Annotated in this window: 24 protein-coding genes; 11 read left to right on the forward strand and 13 right to left on the reverse strand. The window is 72.2% G+C overall.

All coding sequences use genetic code 11. The features are described 5' to 3' along the window. Positions 1-138: 138 nt before the first annotated feature. Entirely contained in the window at positions 139-927 is a 789-nt protein-coding gene (locus ABD823_RS27360) for a PhzF family phenazine biosynthesis protein (protein WP_344864507.1), read from the reverse strand. A 191-nt stretch (positions 928-1,118) separates the two neighbouring features. Between ABD823_RS27360 and ABD823_RS27365 the strand changes: the two genes are divergently transcribed. After that, on the forward strand, positions 1,119-1,517 hold the full coding sequence (locus tag ABD823_RS27365) for a cell division protein SepF (RefSeq protein WP_344864509.1): 399 nt from the start codon (positions 1,119-1,121) through the stop codon (positions 1,515-1,517). Between the two features lie 228 nt (positions 1,518-1,745). Here the strand turns inward: ABD823_RS27365 and ABD823_RS27370 are convergent, their stop codons facing one another. The 4 genes from ABD823_RS27370 to ABD823_RS27385 all read right to left on the reverse strand — a co-directional run bounded on the left by ABD823_RS27370 (position 1,746) and on the right by ABD823_RS27385 (position 6,809). Next, the gene (locus ABD823_RS27370; RefSeq protein ID WP_344864511.1) at positions 1,746-3,062 is read right to left on the reverse strand and encodes a hypothetical protein; all 1,317 of its coding nucleotides are present in this window, start codon (positions 3,060-3,062) and stop codon (positions 1,746-1,748) included. A 145-nt stretch (positions 3,063-3,207) separates the two neighbouring features. Beyond that, positions 3,208-4,944 (reverse strand): arginine--tRNA ligase, encoded by a 1,737-nt coding sequence (gene argS, locus ABD823_RS27375; RefSeq protein WP_344864513.1) that lies wholly within the window; start codon positions 4,942-4,944, stop codon positions 3,208-3,210. A gap of 140 nt (positions 4,945-5,084) precedes the next feature. Beyond that, a complete protein-coding gene (gene plsX / locus ABD823_RS27380) occupies positions 5,085-6,110 on the reverse strand; it encodes a phosphate acyltransferase PlsX (RefSeq protein WP_344864515.1) in 1,026 nt (341 codons plus the stop codon). A 126-nt stretch (positions 6,111-6,236) separates the two neighbouring features. Continuing rightward, positions 6,237-6,809 carry a DUF1707 SHOCT-like domain-containing protein gene (locus ABD823_RS27385; protein ID WP_344864517.1) on the reverse strand — a complete coding sequence of 191 codons (573 nt, stop codon included), beginning with the start codon at positions 6,807-6,809 and terminating at the stop codon, positions 6,237-6,239. 553 nt (positions 6,810-7,362) lie between these two features. Between ABD823_RS27385 and ABD823_RS27390 the strand changes: the two genes are divergently transcribed. After that, positions 7,363-8,169 carry a hypothetical protein gene (locus tag ABD823_RS27390; protein ID WP_344864519.1) on the forward strand — a complete coding sequence of 269 codons (807 nt, stop codon included), beginning with the start codon at positions 7,363-7,365 and terminating at the stop codon, positions 8,167-8,169. Positions 8,170-8,237: 68 nt separating this feature from the next. On the opposite strand, the gene ABD823_RS27395 is transcribed toward ABD823_RS27390, so the two are convergent. The 4 genes from ABD823_RS27395 to ABD823_RS27410 all read right to left on the reverse strand — a co-directional run bounded on the left by ABD823_RS27395 (position 8,238) and on the right by ABD823_RS27410 (position 10,943). Further along, positions 8,238-8,459: a hypothetical protein gene (locus ABD823_RS27395; RefSeq protein WP_344864521.1), complete on the reverse strand. Its 222-nt coding sequence runs from the start codon at positions 8,457-8,459 to the stop codon at positions 8,238-8,240. 102 nt (positions 8,460-8,561) lie between these two features. Further along, positions 8,562-9,086 carry a YbhB/YbcL family Raf kinase inhibitor-like protein gene (locus ABD823_RS27400; protein WP_344864523.1) on the reverse strand — a complete coding sequence of 175 codons (525 nt, stop codon included), beginning with the start codon at positions 9,084-9,086 and terminating at the stop codon, positions 8,562-8,564. A gap of 65 nt (positions 9,087-9,151) precedes the next feature. Next, positions 9,152-9,934 carry an ABC transporter ATP-binding protein gene (locus ABD823_RS27405; protein ID WP_425566669.1) on the reverse strand — a complete coding sequence of 261 codons (783 nt, stop codon included), beginning with the start codon at positions 9,932-9,934 and terminating at the stop codon, positions 9,152-9,154. A gap of 64 nt (positions 9,935-9,998) precedes the next feature. Continuing rightward, the gene (locus ABD823_RS27410; RefSeq protein ID WP_344864527.1) at positions 9,999-10,943 is read right to left on the reverse strand and encodes an ABC transporter permease; all 945 of its coding nucleotides are present in this window, start codon (positions 10,941-10,943) and stop codon (positions 9,999-10,001) included. Between the two features lie 497 nt (positions 10,944-11,440). Here ABD823_RS27410 and ABD823_RS27415 point away from each other — a divergent pair, with 497 nt between their 5' ends. From ABD823_RS27415 to ABD823_RS27435, 5 genes are all read left to right on the forward strand, one after another. Continuing rightward, positions 11,441-13,072 (forward strand): peptide ABC transporter substrate-binding protein, encoded by a 1,632-nt coding sequence (locus tag ABD823_RS27415; RefSeq protein ID WP_344864529.1) that lies wholly within the window; start codon positions 11,441-11,443, stop codon positions 13,070-13,072. A gap of 144 nt (positions 13,073-13,216) precedes the next feature. Beyond that, positions 13,217-14,158 carry an ABC transporter permease gene (locus tag ABD823_RS27420; protein WP_344864531.1) on the forward strand — a complete coding sequence of 314 codons (942 nt, stop codon included), beginning with the start codon at positions 13,217-13,219 and terminating at the stop codon, positions 14,156-14,158. Next, complete coding sequence (locus ABD823_RS27425) at positions 14,151-15,080, forward strand: ABC transporter permease (protein WP_344864533.1); 930 nt, start codon at positions 14,151-14,153, stop codon at positions 15,078-15,080. The genes ABD823_RS27420 and ABD823_RS27425 overlap by 8 nt, the downstream gene beginning before the upstream one ends. A 37-nt stretch (positions 15,081-15,117) precedes the next feature. Continuing rightward, positions 15,118-16,134: an ABC transporter ATP-binding protein gene (locus ABD823_RS27430; RefSeq protein WP_425566668.1), complete on the forward strand. Its 1,017-nt coding sequence runs from the start codon at positions 15,118-15,120 to the stop codon at positions 16,132-16,134. Further along, positions 16,118-17,134, forward strand: coding sequence for an ABC transporter ATP-binding protein (locus ABD823_RS27435; RefSeq protein ID WP_344864535.1), 1,017 nt, complete (start codon positions 16,118-16,120; stop codon positions 17,132-17,134). Before ABD823_RS27430 ends, ABD823_RS27435 begins: the two co-directional genes overlap by 17 nt. A gap of 82 nt (positions 17,135-17,216) precedes the next feature. Here ABD823_RS27435 and ABD823_RS27440 read toward each other — a convergent pair whose 3' ends face one another. Both ABD823_RS27440 and ABD823_RS27445 read right to left on the reverse strand, forming a co-directional pair. Beyond that, entirely contained in the window at positions 17,217-17,636 is a 420-nt protein-coding gene (locus ABD823_RS27440; protein WP_344864537.1) for a collagen-like domain-containing protein, read from the reverse strand. Positions 17,637-17,895: 259 nt separating this feature from the next. Then, positions 17,896-19,170: a S8 family serine peptidase gene (locus ABD823_RS27445; RefSeq protein WP_344864539.1), complete on the reverse strand. Its 1,275-nt coding sequence runs from the start codon at positions 19,168-19,170 to the stop codon at positions 17,896-17,898. A 283-nt stretch (positions 19,171-19,453) separates the two neighbouring features. Here ABD823_RS27445 and ABD823_RS27450 point away from each other — a divergent pair, with 283 nt between their 5' ends. The 4 genes from ABD823_RS27450 to ABD823_RS27465 all read left to right on the forward strand — a co-directional run bounded on the left by ABD823_RS27450 (position 19,454) and on the right by ABD823_RS27465 (position 21,999). Next, positions 19,454-19,756 (forward strand): DUF3263 domain-containing protein, encoded by a 303-nt coding sequence (locus tag ABD823_RS27450; protein ID WP_344864541.1) that lies wholly within the window; start codon positions 19,454-19,456, stop codon positions 19,754-19,756. A gap of 102 nt (positions 19,757-19,858) precedes the next feature. Continuing rightward, positions 19,859-20,629, forward strand: coding sequence for a trehalose-phosphatase (gene otsB / locus ABD823_RS27455; RefSeq protein ID WP_344864543.1), 771 nt, complete (start codon positions 19,859-19,861; stop codon positions 20,627-20,629). 80 nt (positions 20,630-20,709) lie between these two features. Then, positions 20,710-21,315 (forward strand): hypothetical protein, encoded by a 606-nt coding sequence (locus ABD823_RS27460; protein WP_344864545.1) that lies wholly within the window; start codon positions 20,710-20,712, stop codon positions 21,313-21,315. Between the two features lie 75 nt (positions 21,316-21,390). After that, a complete protein-coding gene (locus tag ABD823_RS27465) occupies positions 21,391-21,999 on the forward strand; it encodes a hypothetical protein (RefSeq protein ID WP_344864547.1) in 609 nt (202 codons plus the stop codon). 47 nt (positions 22,000-22,046) lie between these two features. On the opposite strand, the gene ABD823_RS27470 is transcribed toward ABD823_RS27465, so the two are convergent. Together ABD823_RS27470 and ABD823_RS27475 are read right to left on the reverse strand one after the other, a co-directional pair. Next, positions 22,047-23,309: an MFS transporter gene (locus tag ABD823_RS27470; RefSeq protein WP_344864549.1), complete on the reverse strand. Its 1,263-nt coding sequence runs from the start codon at positions 23,307-23,309 to the stop codon at positions 22,047-22,049. 45 nt (positions 23,310-23,354) lie between these two features. Continuing rightward, positions 23,355-24,800, reverse strand: a complete 1,446-nt coding sequence (locus tag ABD823_RS27475) for an alpha,alpha-trehalose-phosphate synthase (UDP-forming) (RefSeq protein WP_344864551.1) — start codon at positions 24,798-24,800, stop codon at positions 23,355-23,357. Positions 24,801-24,927 lie beyond the last annotated feature (127 nt).

A 24,927-nucleotide genomic window follows, 5' to 3' on the forward strand; every position in this document is an offset into this window, starting at 1 on the left:
TTCGGGGCGGCCCTTTCTGTTTTCGGGGTGTGGGGGGTCGTCTTCCGGGGCGGCCCCCTTTTTCCGTGTGCCTCCTGGGGACGCGTGCGGGGGTTCTTCCGTTCGCAGGGCGGTCCTGGGGTCCGGATGCCGGGGAGCTCAGACGTGGAGCTCACCCGAGAGCACGGTCACCGCGCGCCCGGCCAGCTCGACCCGGTCGCCACGCACGGTGGTGCGGATCTCGCCGCCCCGCTTCGAGAGCTGCCGGCCGGTCAAGGCGTCCCGGCCGAGCCTCGCCGACCAGTAGGGAGCGAGGGCGCAGTGGGCCGAGCCGGTCACCGGGTCCTCCGGCACGCCGACCCTGGGGGCGAAGAAACGGGACACGTAGTCCGCTCCCTCCCCGGAGGCCTCGGCGGTCACCATGACGCCACGGGCGTCCACGGCCTCCAACGCGGTGAAGTCGGGAGAGGCGGCGCGTACGGCCTCCTCGTCCTCGACCTCGACGAGGTAGTCCCAGACGTTCTTGCCGACCCGGACGGGCTCGACCCCGAGTGCTTCGACGAGGCCCCGCGGAGGAGCGGCCTCCGTTACGGCCTTCGCCGGGAAGTCCATGGTGATCACTCCGTTCCCGTCGCGCGTCACCCGGAGGATTCCGCTCTTCGTCGAGAATTCGAGGGCTCCGGACGCGATTCCGGTGGAGTAGAGCACATGCGCGGTCGCCAGTGTCGCGTGTCCGCAGAGAGCCACCTCGGCCGCGGGGGTGAACCAGCGGAGGGAATGCGGGCCGCCGTTCTCCCCGAGGAGCAGGAAGGCGGTCTCCGAGTGCCTCATCTCCGCGGCGAGGGACTGCATCCACGCATCCGGCATCGCGGAGTCGAGCAGGCAGACCCCGGCCGGGTTGCCACGGAAAACCTCATCGGTAAAAGAGTCGACAGTGTAGATGCGCATGACGAGATACTAGGGGGGTCATCGACGGGGATTGAGGGCGGGCCTGGGGGGCAGGCAAGCCTGGGCGTTGGCCGTACGAATTGGAAATTCATGCTGGGCGTGTCGCGCGGCGAACTTCCGGCCGTCGGCTAGCGTCAAAGGTGTAGGGACACACGCCGAACGCGGTGTGGTCCTACGGAAAGGACGTGCCAATGGGGGCAGTGCGTAAGGTGGCGACCTACCTTGGCCTGGGCGAGGCAGAGCACTACGACGACGCCTACGACTACGACTACGAGGAAGAGATCGAAGCCGAGGAGGAGCAGTGGCGGCCGGCTTCGGAGCGTGCCGCCAAGCGCTGGCGGGCGGTGAGTGAGCCGTCGCGGATCGTGATGATCACGCCGCGGAAGTACAACGACGCTCCCACCATCGGCCGGCACTTCCGCGACAGGCAGGCGGTCATCATGGACGTCAACCAGATGAGCGCCGCCGAGGCGACGCGGATGGTGGACTTCGCGGCGGGACTGGCCTACGGCTGCGAGGGCCGCATCGAGCGGATCGCGGAGAAGGTCTTCCTGCTGGCTCCGGCGGATATGGAGATCACCTCCGGGTGATCCGGCGGGCGGCCCCACGCCCCCCGGGGCGCCCATCATCACCTCGTTCTCCCGGGTCGGCCCGGCGCGGAGAGTCCTCCGAGAAGGACCCCGCGCCGGGTGCGGCCCGGATCCGTGTCCGCTCCCGGGGAGCCCTCCGGAACCCCGGGCGAGACCGGGACTCAAGCGTCTCGTCGCCTCCTGCCGGATGCGCCGCCACGCGGAGCACGCCTTACGGGACGCGGCCGGTCACGCGGCCCGGGGACCGCGGCGGAGCAGGCGGGTCAGCTCGGCCAGGTCCGAGGCGGCGGTCTGCGCGCGCTTGTCGGCCTCCCGGGCGTACTCGTGCAGGGCCCACACGGCGCCTTCGGCCAGCTCGTGCAGCTCCGAGAGCCTGGTCGCGACGTACTCGGCGTCTTCCTGCTCACGGGCGCGCCGCTGCCAGAGCAGGTAGGCGCCTGCGGCGGAGAGCAGGAGCGCGACCGCGGCGGCGGGAAGCGCCGGGACGAGGAAGGCGGCGACCACGAGCACCGCGCCGAGTGTGAAGAGCCCGTAGGCGGGCCAGGGCAGGCCGCGCGTGGGCGTGCTCTCGGCTGTCAGCTGCTTCTCGGCGGCGGCCAGTGACGCAGGATCGGGGCCCTCCGGCCGTAGGACGACGTCGTGCCCGAGCAGCGAGATGGTGATCTCCGCGGGAGGGGCGGCCTGGGTGGCCTGGACGAGACCTTCGGCGGCGCTCCGCACGATCGGGGCCGCCACGTGCAGGGCGATCGCCGCGAGGCGGGGGTCGGAGCCGGGGCGCAGATCGGCGAGGAGGTAATCGGTGAGCGGACGCGCGGTGCCGTCGGCCTCACCGGAGACGACCAGTCGGCGCAGTACGGCTGCGGGCTCGCCCTCGGCGTCCGTGCCGGACGGGCGGGGTCGATGCGTACCGCCGTCGCGCTCCTCGCGGACCGTGGTGATCTCGACGCAGCGGCCGCGGAGCCGGGAGAGCTGGATGGCCGCGTGCACCGGCCGGGCCAGTTCGGGAAGCTGGGCGATCTCCGGGAAGTCGGTCAGCGACCGCGGCACCGCGATCGACGGCTCGTCGGGGGCCAGAGCGCGGAGCCACTGGGAGGGGTCGGAGGCAGCGGAGACGGCGACCGCGTCGAGCTTGCGCAGGACGAAGATCTTTCCGGCGGGGCCGTAGGCACCCCGGGCCGCGGCGAGCCAGAGGGCGCGCTGGCCGGGGGTGACGGGTCGGCCGGCGGCGAGGTCGCCGAAGGCGGTGCCGAACCAGGAGGCGTGGATCCGGTCGCCCTGGCCCGAGGCGGCGAGGGCGAGGCAGAGGAAGAGCGCGGTCTTCCTCCCGTCGAGCTGGGCGGCGCGGCCGAGGGCCTCCAGGGCGTCGTCGCCGCGGACGAGCGCGGCCAGCGCTTCCACGGCCGGAGGCAGCCAGGGACCGGGCGGTTCGGCGTGCTGAGGCAGGGGTGGCGGAGGTGCCTCCGCGGAGAGGGCGGCCAGGAGCGCGTCGGCGTAGCGGTGCAGCTCCGCCCCGGCCTGGGGGGTCGCGGTCAGGTCCGTGCTCAAGGGCAGAGAACTCTTTCGAAATCGTGACCTTTGACCGCGCCAGCGTAGTCCGCGGCGGAGATCACTGTCGGGAGGCGCGCCGTATCGGTCTTTGCCGGATGATCACCCGGATTTGGCGAATCCGGGTGATCATCCGGCGGGCGGGTCACATGCGTTCGGGGACCGGGACGCCGAGGAGGTCCAGACCGGTCTCCAGCACGCGCAGGGTGAGCGCGCACAGCGCGAGCCGGGAGGCGCGGACGGCCTCGTCGACGTCCGCCTTCAGGACCGGGCAGTTCTCGTAGAAGGTCGTGAACGCGCTCGCGGTCTCGAAGAGGTAGGCGCACAGGCGGTGCGGCTCGGCCAACGCGGCGGCCTGCTCGACCACCGCGCCGAAGCCCAGCAGCTGCAGGGCCAGGGCGCGCTCGGCCGGGTTGCCCAGTGTGATCGTGCCGGTCGCCGTGGCGGGGTCGATGCCGCCCTTGCGGAAGATGGAGCGGATCCGGGCCGTGGCGTACTGCATGTAGGGTCCGGTGTTGCCGCTGAAGGCGAGCATCCGGTCGAAGTCGAAGACGTACTCGGTGTCGTGGCTGACCGACAGGTCGGCGTACTTCACCGCGCCCATGCCGACGGCGTGGGCGATCTCGCCCTGGGTCGCCTCGTCGTAGCCCCGGTCGGCGATCGCCGCCCTGGCCCGGTCGACGGCCTCGTCGAGCAGGTCCGTCAGCTTGACGGTCTCCCCGCTCCGGGTGCGGAAGCGGCGGCCGTCGGTGCCGAGCATCATGCCGATCTGGACGTGCTCGGCGGAGACCGTGTCGGGCAGCCAGCCCACCATCCGGGCCGCAGCGAAGATCATCCGGAAGTGGAGCGCCTGGTCGGCGCCGACCACGTACAGGATGCGGTCGGCCTTGAGGTCGTTGACCCGGTAGCGGACGGCGGCCATGTCGGTGGTGGCGTAGCCGTACCCGCCGTCGCTCTTGCGGATCATGAGGGGGAGCGGCTTGTCGTCGCTCCCGGTGAAGCCGGGAGGGAAGACGCAGAGCGCGCCCTCGCTCACCACCGCGGCGCCGGCGGCCTCGAGGTCGTCGCAGGTCCGGGCGAGCATCGGGTTGTACATGCTCTCGCCGGCGATGTCCTCGTCGGTGAGCGTGACGCCGAGCATGGCGTAGACCTTGTCGAAGTAGCGGATGGTGGCGTCCATGAACAGGTGCCACAGCCGCATGGTCTCCGGGTCCTCGGCCTGGAGGGTGGCCACGCGCCGCCGGGAGCGCTGCTTGAACTCCGGGTCGGAGTCGAACTTGGCGCGGGCCTCCTTGTAGTACTCGCTGCTCTCACCGGCCTCCAGGCGGGCGAGCGCGGCCTGTTCGCCGATGTCCAGCAGGTGCTCGATGAGCATGCCGAACGGGGTGCCCCAGTCGCCGATGTGGTTCTGCCGGATGACGCGGTTGCCCAGGTGCTCCAGCATGCGGGCCAGTGCGTCGCCGACGATGGTCGTGCGCAGGTGGCCGACGTGCATCTCCTTGGAGGCGTTGGGCGCGGAGTAGTCGATCACGACGGTCTGCGGCGGGGTGGTGTGGCCGACGCCGGAGCGCGGGTCGGCCAGGGACTCGGCGGCCCGGCCGGCGATCCAGGAGTCGTCGAGCGTGATGTTGAGGAAGCCGGGGCCGCTGACCTCGACCGTCGCCGGGAAGGCGGAGTCGGCGGACAGCCGGTCGGCGATCTCCTGGGCGACCTCCCGCGGGGCCCGTCGCAGGCGCTTGCTCAGGCTCATCGCGACGTTCGCCTGGTAGTCGGCGAACTGCGAGGGACGGATCAGCGGGTCTGCGTCGGAGTACTCGGCACCGAAGGCGGCGCCCAGTGCCCGCTGGACGCGTTCGGTGAGGACGAGTTGCGGGTCGGTCATGGTCCAAGGATATCGGTAGCGCAACCGTATTCTCGGGCCGTCGCCGGCCGCCGGGGGCGGCCCGCGGGCCGTGCCGGCCGGGCCCGGGAGGACGGGCGTGCCGGGCCGGGGCCCGGGACGCGGCCGCCGGAGCGGTGCGGTCACCAGAGGCGGTGCTGGCGGTGGGCGGGGCCGAGCCGCTCACCGATGCGGGAGACCACGCCCTGGGCGGCCAGCTCGGCGGCGAGCACGCAGGCGGCGCTGATCCCCGAGGCGCGGGAGGCCCCGTGCGCGATGACCACCGTGCCGTTCAGCCCGAGCAGCACGGCTCCGCCGTACGCCTCGGGGTCGAGCCGGCGGCGGAGCTCCTGGATGCGTTTGCGCTGGAGCAGGCCGCCCAGCCGGGCCGTCCGGCTCTCCTGGATCGTTCCGCGGAGTTCGGAGAAGGCGTAGCGGACGCTGCCCTCCATGGTCTTGAGCGCCACGTTTCCGGTGAAGCCGTCGGTGACGACGACGTCCACGACGCCGGTGAGCAGGTCGTGCCCCTCGATGTTGCCTGCGAAGCGGAGGCCGGGCGCGGCGGAGAGCAACTCGTGCGCCCGCTTGACGAGCTTGTTGCCCTTGCCGGGCTCGCTGCCGATGGTCAGCAGGCCGATGCGGGGCTCGGCGACGCGGAACGCGGTCTCGGCGTAGGCCGCGCCGAGATGCGCGAACTGGGCGAACATCTCGGGCTTGACCTCGGCGTTCGCGCCGGCGTCCAGCAGGACGGTGGGGCGGGGCAGGGTCGGCAGGGCCACCGCGATGGCGGGCCGGAGCACTCCGGGCTGCCCTTTGAGCCGGAGCTTGCCGGTGGCGACGATCCCCGCGGTGGAGCCGGCCGAGACCACGGCCGCGGCGTCGCCCCGCCGTACGAGGTGGCAGGCGACGGCGATGCTGGAGCGGGGGCGGCGCAGGCTCGCGAGGGCACCCTCGTCCATCGCCAGGGTCTCCTCGGCGCGCACGATCGGGATCTCCGCGGCCGCGCCGTGCCGGGCCAGCGCCTCGTGGATCGGGCGGGGGGCGCCGACGAGGACGACGGGCACGCCGTGCTCCCGGACGGCCTGTACGGCCCCCGCCACGACCTCGCCGGGGGCGTGGTCACCGCCCATGGCGTCCAGGGCGACGGGGGCGCCGGGGGTGTCTGGCAAGCGGTCACCTCGTACGGGAAGGGGACCCGCATCGTAGGCGCCGTGGTGCCGGATCGGTGGTCACCTCGTGCGGGGCGGCGTTCCCGCATCGTATGGGCTGTTACCGCGAGTCACACAGGCGGGGGATCAGGGAGCGCTCGGGATGTTCCAGTCGGTTCTGTCCCGGGAGACGATGACTTTACCGAAGGTCGCCTTGCCGGTGACCCGGATCACCGGGCCGCCCTCCCCGCCGGTGCCGCCGGAGACGTGCCGTTTGGCGAAGAGCGAGCCGATCTCGTCGATGACGTGGGCGTCGGGCGGGACGCGGACGATCAGCTTGGCGCAGCGGGAGTCGACGGCCAGGGTGATCTCCCGGCCGGGGAGCACCGCCTCGGACAGGTCGACGATCAGCGCGCCGAAGGCGGCGCGGAGTGTGGTGTGGCGGGCGGCGACCCACCGCCCGCCCCGGACGACCTTGCTGAAGACGGCCGCCACCTCCTGGCGCTCGGTGGCCGGGACGGCGGCCGCGGCCGTGACGTCGGGCAGATCGCGGGTGAGGGGGACGAGGTCGCCCACGGTCACCGCGTCGTAGGCGGCGTCCAGGCGGTCGGCGTGCTCGAGGCTGGTCAGGCGGCCGGTGGCGAGCGCCTCCCCGAGGACGGCGGCCACGCGGTCGCGGTCAGCGTCGGAGGCGCGCAGCGCGGGGTCGAGAGCGTTCATCACCCCAGCTTAGGCATTTTTGAGATATATCGCGAGATCCGTAGCGGTGCGGGCGACCGGCCTTCCGGCCGCTTCCGGGGGGATCCGTGGACCGCCGCGCCGCCGTCCGGGCGCGCCCGTCCGGTCAAGCGGGCGTCCGGTGACGGGAAAACGACTCCCCGGCCCACCGGAGTTCTTTTCCCGCTCCTTGTCCGGCGGTCCGCCCGCGGTTCGGCGGACCGTTCTCCGGTGCTGCGGATATTCCCGGCGCATGACCCATGAATGAGCCCTCATTCATTGCGACATTTCCGTTTTCGTCTCGTGCGGGACGGGCCGTGCGGTCCTCCCGTACGGGTGGAAAGGGGCCCTCGCCCTTGCGCCAACAGGTGCTCTGGTCATCGTAAACCGGCCGAGAAGCCGATCTGGGCGGTGATACAAACTCCAGGACAGCTTCCGGTCGGTGCACCCCCTGCAGTGTTCGCAATCGCGCCACCGGCGAAAAACGGAGCCCTGGAGCCCGGATTCTCTGAATCGTCCGGAGGAATCGGGCTGATCACGAGCTGGGAAGGCAATCATGAAGCGAGGCATCAAGACGGCCGTGGCCGTTGCGGCGTTCGGTCTGGCGGCGGCGATCTGCACGCCCGCGCAGGCGCGGGAGATCCCCTCCCTCGGGGGTCAGAACCCGGTCGAGACCGTTTCCATGGCGGTCCGCGGGCTCGCCGGCGGCCTCACCAACGGCAGGGCGGCGCTGGACGGGCTGACGGGCGGCCAGGGAGCCCCCGCCGCCCCCGGGGTGATGGGGAAGGCGTCGGGCACCATCGAGCGGCTGCTGGGCATCTCCGCCGAGCACCTCACCTCCGGCGGGCCGATCCGCGACCTGACCGGCGGCGCGTCGCTGCGGGACGTCACCGGCGGGGCGCCGCTGCGGGGCCTCACCGGCAGCGGACCGGTGCAGAACCTCACCGGCGGGGCGGACCCGCTGGCCGGGGCCACCGACAGCGCGGGGCACATCATCGGCGCCACCAACGGCCTGACGCACTCCGGGGCGCGTGCGGTGGAGAACGTCCAGGGGACCGTGGAGGGCGCCGAGGGCTTCACCTACCAGCGGCCCCGGGTCGAGGGGCTCGTGGACGGGCTGAACCAGGCGGTCCCGCAGGGCGCCGAGCGGGCGGGCACGCTCGCCCCGCTCGTCGGGAACCTGGCGCCGTCCGAGGCGGGGTCGCTGGTCGGCGCGGTGGAGCCGGTCACCCGCTCCGCCTCCATCGACGAGCTCTCACCGCTGCTGGACAGCGGGAGCGCGCACAGCGGCGAGGCCGCCGCGGGCACGCTCCGGTCGGTGACGGGCGCCGTCCGCGGCGTCACGGACGACCTGACCCGGTAGCCGCGGGCGCGACGACGACAAGAGACCGGCCGGTGCGCACCGGCCGGTCTCTCTGTCTCCACGTGCTCTCAGGCCCCGGACGGGTCCGGGCCGTACGGCCGGGCCGGATCCCGGTCGTCCGGGATCCGCACGGACGTACGGCGGGCGATCTGGGCCTGGAGTCTGGCCATCTGCCAGTGCAACTCGATGAGCTGCTCGGTGAGCTGGAGCGGGGGGACCTCGGAGGGGTCCTCTGCGGCCAGGTGGTCGATCGCGGTCGACAGCTCTCGCATCGCGCGCCCCCACTCCATGACGGCTTCCTAGGTCAAAAGCCCTGATCGAAACAGCGTTCGAATCATAACCGAACACCAGTCCCAATGTCAGTCGATCGCCCCCGGACACGCCGCCGCGGCTCAGCGCACCTCGTACACGGGCGCGATGTAGCCGCGGGCCAGGGTGCCGGCGGTGATGTTGAAGCCGATCACCGCGGGCGGGGCGTCGGCGTCCACGCCCAGCTTCTCCACGCTCAGGGCGTGCACGGCGAACAGGTAGCGGTGCGGCCAGCCGGGCGGAGGGGCGGCGCCGCCGTACTCCTTGCGGCTGTAGTCGTTGCGGCCGTGCGTGCCGAAGCGGGTGTCGGCGGTGCCCGCACCCCTGGGCAGCTCCGTGACGTCGGCCGGGATGTCGTACAGCAGCCAGTGCCAGAACCCGCTGCCGGTGGGGGCGTCGGGGTCGAAGCAGGTCACCGCGTAGCTCCGGGTGCCCTCCGGGGCGCCCGACCAGCGCAGGTGCGGCGAGATGTTCTGCCCGGACATGCCCCAGTCGTCGAAGACGTGGGCGTCGGACATCGTCTCTCCGTCGCGCACGTCGTCGCTGGCGACGGTCAGTGCGGGGACGGGGGGCAGGAAGTCGTACGGGATCGGCGGCCGCTGGGACACCGTTCACCTCCGATGGGAAGCGTCGTTTCGGACGCTCCTCATCTTGCCCGGATCGCGCCCGGCAGTCAGGCCTTGTTGTAGGCGGCGAGGACCGTCTTCGGGTCGCCGTCCATCTTGATCTTGCCCTTGTGCAGCCAGATGACCCGGTTGCAGGTCTCCTCGATCACATCCAGGTTGTGCGCCACGAGGAAGACCGTGCCGGCCTCCTCACGCATCTTCTTGATGCGCTGCTGGCTCTTGCGCTTGAACTCGCGGTCGCCGGTGGCCAGGGCCTCGTCGATGAGCAGCACGTCGTGGGCCTTGGCGGAGGCGATGGCGAAGCGGAGCCGGGCGCCCATGCCGGAGGAGTAGGTCGACATGGGGAACTGCACGAACTCCCCGATGCCGGAGAAGTCGACGATGTCGTCGTACTTCTCCTTGACCTGCTGGGGGTTGAGGCCCATCGCGTAGCAGCCGAGCACGATGTTGCGCTCCCCGGTGAGCTCGCGCATCAGGGCGGCGTTGACGCCGAGCAGGGACGGCTGGCCGTCGGTGTAGACCGCGCCCGAGTGCGGGGGGAGCAGGCCCGCGATGGCGCGCAGCAGGGTGGACTTGCCGGAGCCGTTGCGGCCGACGATGCCGATCGCGTCGCCGTGGTAGGCGACGAAGGAGACGCCGCGGACGGCGTGCACCTCCTTCATCTGGGGGCGGCCCTGGCGCTTGAGCAGCCGGAGCAGCGCGTTGGCGGCGTTGCCCTTCTCCGCCTCGGTGGCGGCGCCGTACACCCGGTAGATGACGTGCAGGTCGTCGACGACGACGGTGGGGACGCGCTCGGCGGTGCCGCCCTGCGGTTCGGGATCGGGATGCACCCTGACGTCCTTGTGGGGGGCGCTGGGCTCCTCGGCCTTCACTCCGGACAGCTCCTCGGTCAACTCAGCCACGGCCGTACTTCTCCTCGGCTCGCCAGAAGTACCAGAAGCCGCCGAACAGGGCGAACAGGGCCCAGAATACGCAGACGATCCATATGTGCGTCGGTCCTGCGGACGGGCCGTCGTAGGAGGTCATGAGCAGGTCGCGCATGAGCTCGATGTAGGCGGCGGCGGGGTTGAGGTACATGATGTTCGCCACCCACTCCGGCAGCCCGGCGCTGAGCACGCGCTGCTCGATGGCGAAGAACACGCCGGAGGTGTAGAGCCAGGTGCGCATGATGAACGGCAGCAGCTGGTTCAGGTCGCGGGCGGTGGCGCCGACGCGGGCCAGCACGAGGCTGGCGCCGACGTTGAACATGGTCTGCAGCAGCAGGGCGACCGGGACGAGCAGCCAGAGCCACGTCGGGAACTCCCCGGTGACGGGCATCAGCACGAGCAGCACGCCCATGGAGATCAGCAGCTGCTGGAACTCCTGGATCGTGTAGGCCAGCGGGAGCGCCGCGCGCGGGAAGTGCAGGGCGCGGATCAGCGACAGGTTGCCGGAGATCGACTTGGCGCCGCCGCTCACCGCGCGCTGGGTGTAGGTGAAGACGAACATCCCGGTGATGAGGAACGCCGGGTAGTTGTCGATGTCCTTGCTCGCGCCGAGGATCAGGCCGAACATCACCCAGTAGATGCCCGCGTTGAGCAGCGGGGTGAGGACCTGCCAGAGCTGGCCGAGGGCGGAGTTGCTGTATTTCGAGACGTTGCGCGAGGTCGCGTACGTCATGACGAAATGCCGTCGTTCCCACAGTTGGCGCAGGTAGACGGGGAGACTGGGGCGTGCGATGGCACGCCGAAGTCCGTAACGCGCGGCGAGCTTGGCCAGCGGCTCCTGCCCCTTGGCGGGGGTGCCGTCACTAGGGCCGCCCGCCTGGGCGTCCGCGATGGCGGATTCCGGCTGGCTCATGGCAAGGACTCTATTGGATGCGGGTGGATGACATGCCTGCGGCGGGTGGCCCGCCGCACATTGGACGGAGGCTCCGGTCGGGAGGTTCCATGTGGATTGGGTGGATTCTCCCGGGGCTCAGGTCCCTGCGTCCTGGTCAACGGTAGCCCAGGGAGAAGTCGCGCGCGGGTGACGGCGCGAGCAGCCCGGCCACGCGGGTACGTTGGCCTGGCCATCCCTGTACCACATATGCATTAATGTCTGATTCGTCTGCATGTGGGAGTCTATGTCATGCGGCTCGGTCGCCGTGTGACGCCGGATCGGCTCGCGTGTGACCGAACTGCAATGCCGTGGAGATGACCCGGTATGGGCTGATACGGGATAGTCGCGTCCGACTGGTGTGGCGTCTGTGCGTTGCCGAGTCGGCGGGGACCGGGGGACACGCATCCTCCGCCGGGCGGTCTCGGACGTCGGAGCTCAGTATCGACGCCCACCTGTAAAGGGAGGATTTACCACAAATGCGTGTCACCAAGGGCGCGAAGATCGTCGCCGCTACGGTGTTGTTGGCGATGGGGCTCGCCGCCTGCGGCGGCGGGACCTCCGACGGCGGGCCGGCCGCGACCGGTGATGCCGTGCGCGTGAAGATCGGCGAACCGCAGAAGCTGTTCTATCCCGGTGACACCACCGAGGTCGAAGGCGCGGAGGTCATGGCCGCGATCTTCGCCCCCCTGGTGAAGTTCAACGAGGAGAAGCAGGTCGTCGACTTCGTCGCCGACTCGATCACGTCGACCGACAACAAGGTCTGGACGATCAAGATCAAGTCCGGGTTCACCTGGCACAACGGCGAGCCGCTGGTCGCGCAGAACTACGCGGACGCCTGGAACTACGCGGCCAACCAGGAGAACGCCCAGGGCGGCAACCACTTCTTCTCCCGCATCGCGGGCTACGAGGACCTGAACCCGGGCGAGGGCAAGACCCCCACCGCCACGGAGCTGAAGGGGCTGAAGGTCGTCAACAAGACGACCCTCCGGATCACCCTCAAGCAGCCGTTCTCGCAGTTCAAGAACCTGCTCGGGTACACCACCTTCTACCCGCTGCCGGAGGCCGCCTTCGGCCCGGACGGGAAGATCACCGAGGAGTACGGCAAGAAGCCGATCGGCCAGGGCTACTTCAAGATCGACGAGCCGTTCGACAAGGGCACCGACCAGACCATCGACCTGACGCGCTACGAGGACTTCCCCGGCGAGAAGCCGAAGTTCGAGAAGCTGCAGTTCAGGATCTACAGCAGCGCCGAGACGGCCTGGAACGACCTGCAGGCCGGCAGCCTGGACATCCTGGAGCAGCTCCCGCCCTCGGCGATCTCCACCGCCGAGGAGCTGGGCGAGCGCTACATCGACCAGGCCGACGCCAGCGTCGGCTACATCGGCTTCCCGCTGATCGCCAACAAGGCCTACGAGAACCCGCAGATCCGCCGGGCCATCTCCATGGCGATCGACCGCAAGACCATCACGCAGACGGTCTTCTCCGGCACGCGCGCCCCGGCCGACGACTTCATCAACCCGCTGCTGGAGGGCTACCGCGCCGGCGCCTGCACGGCCTGCGTCTACGACCCGGCCCAGGCCAAGAAGATCTACGACGAGGCGAACGGCCCCAAGCGGCTGGAGATCGCCTCGAACATGGACAACGGCCACAAGGAGTGGATCGAGGCGGTCGCCAACAACCTCCGCTCCAACCTGGGGATCGAGGTCGAGGTCAGGCCGTTCGAGTCCCTCGGCCTGATCCTCGACGAGCTGCAGGCCAAGAAGTACACCGGCATGTTCCGGATGGGCTGGAGCATCGACTACCCGTCCGCGGAGAACTACCTGACGCCGATGTTCTCCACCGGCGCGATCAAGACCGGCTCGAACTTCGCCGGCTACTCCAACCCCGAGTTCGACACGCTGCTGGCCAAGGGCGACAGCGCCGCCACCCCGGAGGAGGGCCTGCGGTACTACCAGCAGGCCGACGACCTGCTCCTGCGTGACCTGCCGCTCATCCCGGTCTTCTTCTACCGGATGAACGCGGCGTTCTCCGAGCACGTCCGGGGCGTGAAGATCAACCTGCTCAACCTGATCGAGTGGACCTCGGTCGAGAAGGCCTCGGCGCTCTAGTCCGCCGCGGGCGGGCCCCGGACGGGGCCCCCGGCGGGGCGGCCCGCCGCCCTCCGCACCCCGGAGGGCCTCCACACGCGAAAGGCACCCCAGTGAAGCGACTCCCCCGCCGGTCGACCCCGGCGGCCGCCTAGACCGCGTCCGATGGGCCGCTACGTCATCCGGCGCCTGCTCCAGGCCGTCCCCGTGCTGCTGGGCGCCACACTGCTCATCTTCTTCATCGTCTTCAAGCTGCCGGGCAACCCGTTCGAGTGGATGTCGGGCGGGAAGCGCACGCCGCCCCACATCGCCGCCGCCCTCACCGAGCAGTACCACCTGGACGACCCCTTCCTCGTCCAGTACTGGTACTACGTCTCCGGGATCTTCCAGGGCGACTTCGGCAGGACGTTCTCGAACGTCCCCGTCTCGGGGATCATCGCGGGCAAGTTCCAGGTCTCGCTCAACCTCGCGCTCACCGCGCTGGTCCTGGAGACCGTCATCGGCGTCGGGCTCGGCTTCTACGCGGCGCTGCGCCGCGGCCGGGCGCAGGACACGATGGTGCTCGCCGCCACCCTCCTGCTGATCTCCGTCCCGACGCTGGTCACCGGCTTCGTGCTCCAGCTCCTGCTCGGCGTCGAGCTCAAGCGGAGCACCGGGATCGACTTCTTCCCCATCTCGGGCGCCTACGACGGGTGGCGGAGCTACCTGCTGCCCGGCTTCGTGCTCGCCGGGACCTCGATCGCGTATCTCACCCGGCTGACCAGGACCACCCTGGCGGAGACGCTGCGCGCCGACTACATCCGCACCGCGGTGGCCAAGGGACTGCCCCGGCGCCGCATCGTCGGGCGGCACGCGCTGCGCAACGCGCTCATCCCGGTGGTCACCTATCTCGGCGCCGACCTCGGCACGCTGATGGGCAGCGCGGTCATCACCGAGACCATCTTCAACCTGCCCGGCCTCGGGCAGGAGCTGTTCCGCTCGATCTACGAGCGGCAGCAACCCGTCGTCGTGGGCATCGTGACGCTCCTGGTGCTGGTCTACATCCTGGCCAACCTGGTCGTCGACCTGCTCTACGCCGTGCTCGACCCGAGGATCCGCTATGCGTAGCAGCGTCGCCCCGCCGAAGGCCCGCCGCGCCCGGCACGCCAGGCGCGGCCGGAACCCGAGGGCGGCCAGGCCCGCAGGCCTCTGGCACGACGCCTGGCACGACCTGCGGCGCAGGCCCCTGTTCGCCGTCTCGGCCGTCCTGATCGGGGTGATCCTCCTGGCGGCCGCGGTGCCGGGGCTGTTCACCTCCGTGGACCCGTACGACGCCGCGGGCTGCGTGCTCGGCGACGCCCGGCAGGGACCGAGCGCCGCCCACTGGTTCGGCACCGACAACCAGGGCTGCGACACCTACGCCCGCGTCGTGCACGGCGCCCGCAACTCGCTGCTGGTCGGCCTGAGCAGCGCGGTCGCCACGGCGCTCGCCGGCGGCCTGCTCGGCCTGCTGGCCGGCTTCCGCGGCGGGTGGCCGGACGCGCTGCTCTCCCGGGTGGCCGAGGTCTTCTTCGCCGTCCCGTCGGTCCTCGGCGCGCTGCTGATCCTGTCGATCTTCCGGACCGGCACGGTGTGGACGGTCATGCTCGCGCTGGCCGTGCTGTCGTGGCCGATGACGTTCCGCGTCATGCGGGCCGCGGTGATCACGGCGCGCAACCAGGACTACGTGGTCGCGGCCCGGGGGCTCGGCGCCTCCCCCGGGCGGCTCATGTTCCGGCACATCCTGCCGAACTCGATCGCCCCGCTGATCGTGGTCGCCACGATCAACCTCGGCGTGTTCATCGCCGCCGAGGCGGGCCTGTCGTTCCTCGGTCTCGGCATCCAGTCGCCGGAGATCTCCTGGGGGATGATGATCGCCGACGCCCGGGCGCGATTCCACGAGGCCCCGTGGCCGCTGCTGTTCCCCGCGGGGTTCCTGAGCGTCACCGTGCTGGCCTTCATCATGCTGGGCGACGCGGTGCGCGACGCCCTCGACCCGAAGCTGCGGTAGGGGGAGCGTGAACGGGATCACAGGAGGAACGCCGCCGGTGCTGCCGCCCTGGGGCGGCGCGCAGAGCGAGCCGCTGCTGGCCGTCGAGGACCTGCACGTGGAGTTCACCACCCGGCGGGGCGTCGTGAGGGCGGTCAACGGGGTCGGCTACTCCCTGGAGGCCGGGGAGACGCTGGCCGTGCTCGGCGAGTCCGGTTCGGGGAAGTCGGTGACCGCGCAGGCGATCATGGGCATCCTGGACGGGCCTCAGACCCGGATCACCCGGGGCCGGATCCGCTTCCGCGGCACGGACCTGCTCAGGCTGAACGAGGACGCCCGCACGCAGATCCGGGGCCGCCGGATCGCGATGGTCTTCCAGGACGCGCTCTCCGCGCTGAACCCGGTCTTCACCGTCGGGTGGCAGATCGGCGAGATGTTCCGGGTGCACCAGGGCGCCTCCAGGAAGGAGGCCGAGCGCCGGACGGTCGAGCTGATGGACCGGGTCCGCATCCCCGGCGCCCGGCGGCGGCTCCACGACTACCCGCACGAGTTCTCCGGCGGCATGCGGCAGCGCATCATGATCGCGATGGCGATCGCGCTCGACCCGGAGGTGCTGATCGCCGACGAGCCGACCACCGCGCTCGACGTGACCGTGCAGGCGCAGATCATGGAGCTGCTCGCGGAGATCCAGCGCGAGAGCGGCATGGGGATGATCCTGATCACCCACGACCTCGGCGTGGTGGCCGGCGTCGCCGACCGGATCGCCGTGATGTACGGCGGGCGCATCGTCGAGCACGCCCTCGTGCACGACGTCTACCGGGCCCCGGCGCACCCGTACACCCGGGGCCTGCTGGAGTCGATCCCGCGGATCGACCGCAAGGGCCGGGAACTGCACGCGATCGCCGGGACGCCGCCGAACCCGCTGGACATGCCGCGGGGGTGCGCCTTCGCGCCCCGCTGCCCCTACCGGCAGGGGGACTGCGCCACCGAGGTCCCGCCGCTGCACCGGATCGGGCCGACGCGCGGCAGCGCCTGCCACTACTGGAGGGAGGTCCTCGATGGCAGCCACGGGTGACCCGGTTCTGCAGGTACGCGACCTGGTCAAGCACTTCCCGCTGACGCAGGGCGCCCTCTTCAGGAAGCAGGTGGGCTCGATCAGGGCCGTGGACGGCGTCTCCTTCGACCTGCGCCGCGGGGAGACGCTCGGCATCGTGGGCGAGTCGGGCTGCGGCAAGTCCACCCTGGCCCGGCTGCTGATGGGGCTGGAGCGGCCGACCTCGGGCTCGGTGCGGATCGGCGGCCGGGACATCGCCGCGGCCAGGGGCGCCGAGCTCAAGGAGCTCCGCCGCAACGTCCAGATGGTGATGCAGGACCCGTACACGTCGCTGAACCCGAGGATGACCGTGGGGGACATCGTCGGGGAGCCGTACGAGATCCACCCGGACGTGCTGCCCCGGCAGCACCGCCGGCGCAGGGTGCAGGAGCTGCTGGAGATCGTGGGGCTCGACCCCGACCACGTCAACCGCTACCCGCACCAGTTCTCGGGCGGCCAGCGCCAGCGCATCGGCATCGCGCGCGGCCTGGCGCTGCGGCCCGAGATCATCATCTGCGACGAGCCGGTCTCGGCGCTGGACGTGTCGATCCAGGCCCAGGTCGTCAACCTGCTGGCCCGGCTGCAGCGCGAGTTCGGGCTGTCGTACGTCTTCATCGCCCACGACCTGTCGGTGGTCCGGCACATCTCCGACCGGGTCGGGGTGATGTACCTGGGCACGATGGTCGAGCTGGGCCGGGACTCCGACATCTACGACCGCCCCGAGCACCCCTACACGCAGGCGCTGCTGTCGGCGGTCCCCGTCCCCGACCCGGACGGGCGCGAGCGGCGCAGGCGGATCATCCTGCAGGGCGACCCGCCCTCCCCCGCGGACCCGCCGTCGGGCTGCCGGTTCCGCACGCGGTGCTGGAAGGCCGCGGAGGCCTGCGCCCAGCGGGAGCCGGAACTGCGGGTACGGCCGGGCTCCTCGCACGAGAGCGCCTGCCACTACCCGGAGATCCACCCCGTTCCCCGGCGCCGCTGAGCCCGGGGCGACGGGGGCCGCCCCCGGCGGCGGGCGCGGAGATGTTCTTCACCGCCGGGGTGCGAGGCCGTCCGGGCGGGGCCTACCGGTCGCCGCCGGGGAAGCGGCCGGGGAACTGCTCGTAGCCCTCGCCGCCGGGGTACTCCTCGTGCGGGCCGCCGTCGGAGAACTGGCCGTGCGGGCCCTCACCCGGGTACTGGCCGTGCGGGCCGTGCGGGCCCTCACCCGGGTACTGCTCGTGCGGGCCGTACGGACCCTGCGGCCCCTGCGGGCCGTGCGGGCCCTCCTGGCCGGGGAACCGGTCGCTCTGGCCGCCGGCGTCGCCGAGGAGACCGCTGAGCGGGCCGTCGGCGCCGCCCAGGAGCCGGCCGAGCGGGCCGCTCTCGCCGAGGATGCGCTCGAGCGGGTTGGGGCTGTCGAAGACGCTCGCCGAGGCGAGGGTCGCGGTGCCGGTGACGGCGACGCCGACGATGGCGGTGGCCGCGAGGATACGACGGATCATGGTTGTTCTTCCCCCGAAGAATTCTGGGCCGGGCGCGTGAGATGAGGTCGCGCCGGGCCGGTGTGACGCCGAACTGGCGCTTAGCAGTATGGGGAGCGGGCCGTCGCGGCAGGGGGGGAACGTCGAAGGGCGATGGCGATGATGGCCGAGCCGTGACCGAACGACCATGCTCGGCGGCGGAACCGGCCCGGATCTTGACCGTCGGGGGAGTGTCCGCTGGAGTTCGGGGGCTCCGCCGGGCCCGCGCGGAGGGCGGGTCCTACCGGCCACCGGGGGAGCCGGGGAGGCCCCGGCCGCCCGGCCGGCTCCTCAGCAGCCGGTGGGCCGCCATGACCAGCACGGCCAGGACCAGCAGGGCGCAGACGGCCCGCCGGGACCCCTCCCCGAGGATCCCGCCGGGCGGGGACCACCGCGGTGCGGTGGCCCGCAGCGGCCGGCGGCGCATGCCCGCGGCCTGCTCCAGTGCGCGGGCGGCGTTGACCACGCCGTGGCCGTAGGCGGGGTCGTGCCCGCGCCCGGGGGTGCGGTCGGAGCCGGGGTCGGAGGCATGGCCGGGGGTGCGGTCGGAGACGTGGTCAGGGGCGCGGACGGCGCCGCGCTCGATGGCCCGGCGGACCTGCGCGGGGCCCAGCCCGGGGAACTCGGACCTGATCAGCGCGGCCACCCCCGCGACCAGCGCGGCGGCGGCGCTCGTGCCGTCCCCGACCACGTAGGAGCCCTTCGCGCCGGCGGTGAGGATCCTGCGTCCCGGGGCGACCACCGACAGGTAGTCCTGCCGGTTGGAGAAGGCGGGCACGCGCAGGTCCTCGTCGACCGCGCCGACCGCGATCACCCCCGGGTAGGCGGCGGGGAAGTTCTTCCGGTTCGGGCCCGCGCCGTCGTTGCCGGAGGAGGCGACCAGCACCGCGCCGCGGTCGAGCGCGTACCGCACCGCGCTCTCCTCGGCGCGGGAGCCCTGCCAGGACCCGCCGCTCCCGCCCAGGGACATGCTGATCACGTGGGCGCCGTGGTCCACGGCGTAGCGGATGCCCCGGGCCAGGGCGTCACCGCGCCGCTCGCGGGCGCGGCCGCGCCGGGGGTCGTCGTTCTCCAGCGCGACCCGGACCGACAGGATCGTCGCGGCGGGGGCGACGCCCGTCACGCCCCGGGAGCCGCCCCCGCCGCGTCCGCGTCCGGCGATGACGCTGGCCATGGCGGTGCCGTGCCGTCCCCAGAAGGGCTCCTTCCTGCCCGTGCCCGTCAGGTCGGGGCCCTCGACCACCGCGCCGGCCAGGTCGGGATGGCCGGCGTCGACGCCGGTGTCCAGCACCGCGACGGTCACCCCCTCGCCCCGGGTGGTCCGCCAGGCGCGGGGTGCGTCCACCGCGTCGAGCGCCCACTGCCGGTCCGGCCGCGTCTCCGCCCGCGCGTCCGGCCGTGCCGCATGCGCGGGTGCTCCGCCGGGGAAGGCCGCGGAGGACCAGGCGGAGGGGCAGGCGGAGGCGGTCAGGGCGGCCAGGGCCAGGGCGGCGCCGAGCACGCGGGGACAGGACACGGCGACCTCGTCAGGGGGGAGGAGGGGAGATGCCAGGGGGATTCTGACACGGGGCCGTCCGCTCAATCCGGCGCTTTGGGTATACAAGACAGTACGGACGGTTATTGCTTTTAGTCACATCAATACCGTCCAGCACACCCGTATACCGTATGTACGATTCGCTCGCTGGCGGGGAGACGGCCGGGCTACATTGGATAACCGCACGCCGATGTCAACAGGCCGCGCGGCACGCGCCGCGTTTCCTCCCCGGTCCCGGCCGGGGTCTCCACCCGGGAGGCAACCGATGGACACTGCGCCGATCCCCGGTGACAGTGCTGCCCGGAAACCGGTCGCGCGGGCCCTCACCGACAGGGAGAAGGAGCTGCTCGCCTTCGAACGCCAGTGGTGGCGTTACGCGGGCGCCAAGGAGCAGGCCATCCGCGAGACCTTCGACCTGTCCGCCACCCGCTACTACCAGCTGCTCAGCGAGCTGATCGAGCGGCCGGAGGCACTCGCCCACGACCCGATGCTGGTCAAGCGCCTGCGCCGGCTCCGCGACGGCCGCAGGCGCGACCGCGCCGCGCGGCGGCTGGGCTTGCGTCCCTGATCCGGGGGTACGGCCAGCGGAGGACCGCGCGGATCCCACCGCGGCGAGGTGCCCCCGGAAGACGAGCCGGGGGCGGGGTTTTCGACAGGACGGGCCGAGAAAGTGAAGACGACCGAAGGACTGGAAGCGATCCTGGCCGATCCCGCGGGGGCGGTGATCGGATGCGACTTCGACGGCACGCTCGCGCCGATCGTGCCCGACCCCGAGGCGGCCAGGATCCACCCCGACGGCCCGAAGGCGCTGGCCCGGCTCGGGGAACTGGTCGGTTCCCTGGTCGTCATCACCGGCCGCCCCGCCGCCACGGCCGTCGAGTACGGCTCGCTGGCCGAGGTGCCGGGGCTGGTCGTGCTCGGCCACTACGGCCTCGAACGCTGGGAGGCTGGCGAGCTGTCCACCCCGCCGCCCCACCCCGGCCTGGTCACCGTCCGGGCCGAGCTGCCCACGCTGGTCGCCGGGATCGCCGGGGTCCGGATCGAGGACAAGGGGCGGGCGGTGGCCGTGCACACCCGGCAGGCCGCCTCGCCGCAGGCCGCGCTGAACGAGCTGGCCGGCCTCATCGCGGAGCTGGCCGCCGAGACCGGCCTGGCGGTCGAGCCGGGCAAGCTCGTGCTGGAGCTGCGGCCGCCGGGCACGGACAAGGGCGTGGCGCTGAAGGACTTCCTCACCGAGCGGGCGGCGCGCTCGGTGCTGTTCGCCGGGGACGACCTGGGCGACATCGCGGCCTTCGAGGCCGTCCGCACCTGCGGGCTGCCGGGGGTGACGGTGTTCAGCGGGTCGGCGGAGCTCAGCGTCGAGGCCGACATCGTGGTGGACGGGCCCGCCGGGGTGGTCGAGCTGCTCGGCTCGATCGGCGACGCCATCGCCTCGCGCTGACCCGCGCTCCCGCGCCGGTGCGGCCGCCGTCCAACCCGGTGTCAAGTGGGCGGCAAGCGGCGGCCGTTAGCCTCCCCGGCATGAGAAAGAGATCTTTCGTCCTCGCCGCGCTGACCGGGGCCGCCGTGCTCGCCGCTCCGGCCGCCGCCTCGGCCGCCTCGGGACCGTCGGGGGCCGCGGAGGCCGCGGGGACGCCGTCCTCGGGCTCCAAGACCGTCTCCTTCCGCGGGATGAGGCTCCGTGTCCCGGCCGGCTGGCAGGTGCACCGCCAGGGTGACTGGATGCTGGTGCAGACCGGCCGTTGCGACCGGCCCGCCTACTTCGCCCCGAACTGCAAGGGCTTCTGGATCCTCGGTCCCGAGGCGATCAAGTACGGCGACGAGGGCTCCCGCTACACGGGGGAGCAGCCGTTCTATCCGGCCGGCGACGTGCAGCCCTGCCCCTTCAGCGCCAGGACCGACCAGGTCGTCGGCAAGCCCACGGCGGCCGGCGTGCGCCAGGTCGGGCGCGGGCACAAGGCGAAGTACGTCTCCTGGTTCGGCCGGTGCGTGACGCGGAGCGGCGCCCGGCAGACGGCCGTCTTCGACCAGCGGGAGTGGTACCTGCCCTCCTCGAAGATCCTGGTGGTGGACGTGTGGAACACCCCGGGGCTGGCGAAGGCGCTGAGGAACGCCGCCTGGAGGTGACCGGGGGCCGGTACGGGGCCGGGCCGCAACCGGTCCGCAAGCGATCGCCAAGCGGAGATCACTAGCTTCTCCGGCATGAGAAAGAGATCTTCCGTCCTCGCCGCGCTGGCGGCCGCAGCCGCCGTACTCGCGGCCCCCGCAGCGGCCCCGGCCGCCGCGGGGACGCAGGCGGCCGGACCCTCGGGGACCTCCGCAACCCGGACCTTCACCTTCCGGGGCATGACCCTGAAGATCCCCTCGGGCTGGAAGGTGCACCGGCAGAAGGACTACGCCGTGGTGGTGACCGGCGCGTGCGGATATCCGGAGCCCTTCCTGCCGGGCTGCGAGGGGTTCTGGGTGTTCGGCGGGAAGGCGATCACCAAGGTCCCGGTCGGGGGCGGCTACGTCACCTACACGGGCGAGAGCCAGTTCCACCCGTTCAGCGGCGTGATCCAGTGCCCCTTCGACGCCGAGGAGCAGTGGAACGCCGCCGACCGGCGCGTCTCGGCGGGGCTGCGCCAGGTCGGGCGCGGGCACCGGGCGAAGTACTCCGCCTGGGGCAACACCTGCGTGACGCCGTCCGGGAGGAAGACCAGGAGCTTCACCCAGCGGGAGTGGTACCTGCCCTCCTCGAAGATCCTGGTGGTGGACGTGTGGAACACCCCGGGGCTGGCGAAGGCGCTGAGGAACGCCGCCTGGCGCTGACGGTCAGGGGCGGGCGGGCCGCGGACTCCGCGGCGCCCGCCCGGTCCTCACCGCCCGTCGGCGGTCCCGTCCGCCGTCTCGGGGTCCCGCCGCCCGCCCGCGGCGGCGCCGGTCCGGACGCCGCTCCGCGGGGCGGCCGCCAGGACCCCGCCGACGGCCAGGCCGATCAGGGTGGGCACCAGGAGGAACGCCTGCCGGGTGCCGAACCCGTCGGCCAGCGCGCCCAGCAGGAACGGCCCGGCGCCGATGGCGACGCCGGAGAAGACCGAGGCCGTCGCCGAGGCCCGGTCCGGACGGCCGCCGGAGGCGGCCAGCACGCGGGAGAGCGCCAGCGGGAAGTGCAGCGCGACCCCCAGCCCGGACACCAGCAGGCCCAGATAGGACACGACGGGGTTCCCGCTCGCCCACAGCAGCGCCCAGCCCGCGCCGGTGACCGCGAGCGCGGCCACGAGCAGGGCGCCGGGCCGCACGCGCAGGGCCAGCCGGGCCCCGCCCCACCGCCCGGCCGCCATGCCGGCGGTGAACGCGGTCAGCGCGGTCGCCGCCACCTCGGCCGAGAGCCCCGTCTGGTCGGAGACCAGCTTCGCCGCCCACAGGTTGAAGCAGAACTCCAGCGCGACGCAGCAGAACAGCACCCCGCCGGCCAGGTAGAACCGCCCGCCGAACCGGCCGCCCTCCGCCGGGGCCGTGCCGTCCGCACCGGCCGCGCCGCCGGGGGACCGGCCGTCCTCGGGGATCCAGACGCGCCCCATGGTCAGCGCGAGCACGACGGTCACGGCCGGGGTGAGCAGCAGCGCCGTCCGCCAGCCGAGCGCGCTCTGCGCGGCGACGCTGACCGCGAACGGCACCGCGACGCCGACGGCCACGCAGAGCGCGTTGGCCTCGCTGATCGCCGCGGGACCCGCCGGGCCGTGGTGGTCGCTGAGCGCGGCCATGCCCGAGTAGAGGGTGATCGAGGCCATCCCGCTGGCGACGGCGTAGCCGAGCAGCGTGACAGGGAGGGCGGCCAGGGCGCTGCCGGCCATCACCAGCAGCACACCGGCGTTCATGCCCGCCAGACCGGTCCAGGTGACGGCCCGGCGGCCCACCCTGCGGGTCAGCCAGGGCAGCGCGAGGCCGGTGAGGACGGCGCCGGCCGCCATCGCGGTGCCGTGCAGCCCGGCGACCGCCTGCGAGATCCCCAGGTCGAGGCGGAGCAGCGGCAGGGCCGCGCTGAGGCCGTACAGGTAGGTGGCGAAGGCTCCGAGCTGGAGGTAGATGAGCCAGGTGGCGCGATCACGGGTCAGCCGGACGGGTGTGATCGTGGCCAAGTGCTTCCCCCGCGTGGACGAAAAAAGGTGGGATGTCCACTGAAACTATCTCACCTGGTCGGGTGACCAGCCGAGGGCGGCCAGCTGCTCGGCGAACCACAGGTGCGGGGGGAGCGCGGCGGCCGCGGCGGCCAGCCGTGCGCCCCGCCGGTGCCGCTCCTCCTCCGGCATGACCAGCCCCCGGTGCAGGGCCTCGGCGGTGGCCGAGACGTCGTAGGGGTTGACCAGCAGGGCGTCCACGCCCAGCTCGGCGGCCGCGCCCGCCTCGCGGGAGAGCACGAGCGCGCTGCGCGGGGCCAGGATCGGGCCCTCCTTGGCCACCAGGTTCATGCCGTCGCGGATGGGGTTGACCAGCAGCACGTCGGCCAGCCGGTAGGCGGCGAGGGAGCGCGGATAGTCGTCGTTGACGTTGAGGATGAGCGGATCCCAGTCCTCGGTGGCGTACTCGTCCTCGATCTCCTTGGCGCAGCGCTGCACCGCCGCGGTGTACTCCCGGTACTCCGGCAGGTCGTGCCGGGACGGGTAGGCGAAGGCCAGGTGCACGACCCGGCCGTGCCACTCCGGATGGGCGGCCAGGAACTCCCGGTAGGCGGTCAGCCCGCGGACGATGTTCTTCGACAGCTCGGTCCGGTCGATCCGCACGATCAGCCTGCGGTCGCCGACCTGGTCGCGCAGGGCGGCCATGTGCGACTCGACGTCGGGCTCGCTCGCCCGGGCCCAGAGCGCCTCGCCGTCCACGCCCAGCGGGTGCACGCCGATCCGGGTGGTGCGGCCGCAGTGGGAGACGGTGTGGCCCTGGCGGTCCACCCGCGCGCCGAGCACCGTCTCGCAGCAGTCCATGAACGCCTCGGCCCACCGCACGGTCAGGAAGCCCGCGTGGTCGGCGCCCAGGACGCCCTCCAGCAGCTCGGCGGCGACGTCGTCCGGGAGCAGGGCGAAGTACTCCGGCGGCGCCCACGGGGTGTGCGAGAAGTGCCCGATGCGCAGGTCGGGACGCTCGACGCGGAGCATGGCCGGGGTCAGGCTGAGGTGGTAGTCCTGCACCAGCACCTGCGCGCCGTGCGCGGCCTCCTCGGCCAGCGCCACCGCGAACGCGGCGTTGTAGGACTGGTAGGACTCCCACTCCCGGCGGAAGCGGGCGTCGAAGTGCGGGGTGTTGGCGGTGTCGTAGAGCAGGTGGTGGACGAACCAGAGCGTGGAGTTGGCCACCGCGTTGTAGGCGCGGTGGAAGGTCGCCGGGGGGATGTCGAGCATGCGCAGCGCGCCGGTGTCGTATCCCGTCTGGTCGAGGCGGCCGCCGGGCGCCTGCCGTACGGCGGCGCGGTCGCCGTCGGAGAGCGCGGCGCAGACCCAGAGCAGGTCCAGCTCCTTGGCCACCTCCGACAGACCTGACACCAGTCCGCCGCCGCCCCGACGCATGGACAGCGAGCCGTCCTCCGAGACGGTGAACGAGACGGGGCCACGATTGGACGCCACCAGGATCGTGTTCATGAGCTTTCCTCGCCTACGGGAAACACGCCCCTCAGCTTCTAGGACTACTGCGGACGCCGGGAGGTCTGCCCGTCCTGGGGCACGCTTGCCTCCGAGGTTAACCAAACATTGCCTCCGACCCTAGGAT

Source organism: Planomonospora alba (assembly GCF_039534085.1).
GTDB classification, from domain to species: Bacteria; Actinomycetota; Actinomycetes; order Streptosporangiales; family Streptosporangiaceae; genus Planomonospora_B; species Planomonospora_B alba.